The sequence below is a fragment of the Terribium retamae genome (assembly GCF_022347545.1).
Taxonomy (GTDB): domain Bacteria; phylum Pseudomonadota; class Alphaproteobacteria; order Rhizobiales; family Rhizobiaceae; genus Mesorhizobium; species Mesorhizobium retamae.
In genome coordinates this window covers 1-1,529 of the sequence record NZ_JAKREW010000111.1, presented here as the reverse complement: position 1 = coordinate 1,529, position 1,529 = coordinate 1, and the positions used below count along the sequence as shown (strand labels likewise).

Genomic DNA, 1,529 nt, shown 5'->3' with positions numbered 1-1,529 from the left:
TCGTTGAGGAAGATCTTCTCCGACGATGGCTTGGAGGGCAGGCCGGGCATGGTCATGACCTCACCGCAGATGATGACCACGAAGCCGGCACCGGCGGCAAGACGAACCTCGCGCACCGGAACCGTGTGGCCGGTCGGAGCGCCCCTGAGGTTCGGATCGGTCGAGAAGGAGTATTGCGTCTTGGCCATGCACACCGGCAGGTGGCCATAGCCGGCCTGCTCCCACTGGTGCAGCTGGTCGCGGATCGACTTGTCGGCAATCGCCTCGTCACCGCGATAGATGCGCTTGACGATGGTGTTGACCTTCTCGAACAGCGGCATGTCGTCGGGATAAAGCGGCGAGAACTGCGAGGCGCCGCTTTCGGCGATCTCCACCACCTTGTGGGCAAGCTCCTCGATGCCGGCAGAGCCCTGCGCCCAGTGCTTGCACAGGATCGCTTCGGCGCCTTGGGCCGCCACGAACTCCTTCATCGCCTTGATCTCGGCATCGGTGTCGGAGACGAAGTGGTTGATGGCAACCACCGCCGGCACGCCGAACTGCTTCACATTCTCGATGTGACGGCCGAGATTGGCGCAGCCCTTCTTCACCGCCTCGATGTTTTCCTGGCCGAGATCGTCCTTCTTCACCCCGCCATTCATCTTCATGGCACGAACGGTGGCGACGATGACGGCGGCCGCCGGCTTCAGGCCAGCCTTGCGGCACTTGATGTCGAAGAACTTCTCGGCACCGAGATCGGCGCCGAAGCCAGCCTCCGTCACGACATAGTCGGCGAGCTTCAGAGCGGTGGTGGTGGCGACCACCGAGTTGCAGCCATGCGCGATGTTGGCGAAGGGGCCGCCATGCACGAAGGCGGGGTTGTTCTCCAGCGTCTGCACCAGGTTCGGCTGGATGGCGTCCTTCAACAGCACCGCCATGGCGCCGTCGGCCTTGAGGTCACGGGCATAGACCGGGCTCTTGTCGCGGCGATAGGCCACGATGATGTCGCCGAGGCGCTTTTCGAGGTCCTTCAGGTCGGTGGCCAGGCACAGGATCGCCATCACCTCGGAGGCGACGGTGATGTCGAAGCCGGCCTCGCGCGGGAAACCGTTGGCGACACCGCCGAGCGAGACGATGATCTGGCGCAGCGCGCGGTCGTTCATGTCCATGACCCGGCGCCAGGCGACGCGGCGGATGTCGATGCCGAGCTCATTGCCCCAGTAGATGTGGTTGTCGATCAGGGCCGACAGAAGGTTGTGGGCGGTGGTGATGGCATGGAAGTCGCCGGTGAAGTGCAGGTTCATGTCTTCCATCGGCACGACCTGGGCATAGCCGCCGCCTGCGGCACCGCCCTTGACGCCAAAATTGGGTCCGAGCGAGGCCTCGCGGATGCAGACCACGGCCTTCTTGCCGATGCGGTTCAAGCCGTCGCCCAGACCGACGGTGGTGGTGGTCTTGCCTTCGCCGGCCGGTGTCGGATTGATGGCGGTGACCAGGATCAGCTTGCCGTCCTTGTTGCCCTTCACCGACTTGATGAACTCGGCCGAGACCTT

1 protein-coding gene is annotated in these 1,529 nt (G+C 64.0%); it reads right to left on the bottom strand.

Annotated elements, in window-relative coordinates; translation table 11 throughout:
* Positions 1-1,529 (bottom strand): formate--tetrahydrofolate ligase (locus tag L4923_RS30745; RefSeq protein WP_239370876.1); only part of this gene is annotated, 1,529 nt, incomplete at both ends.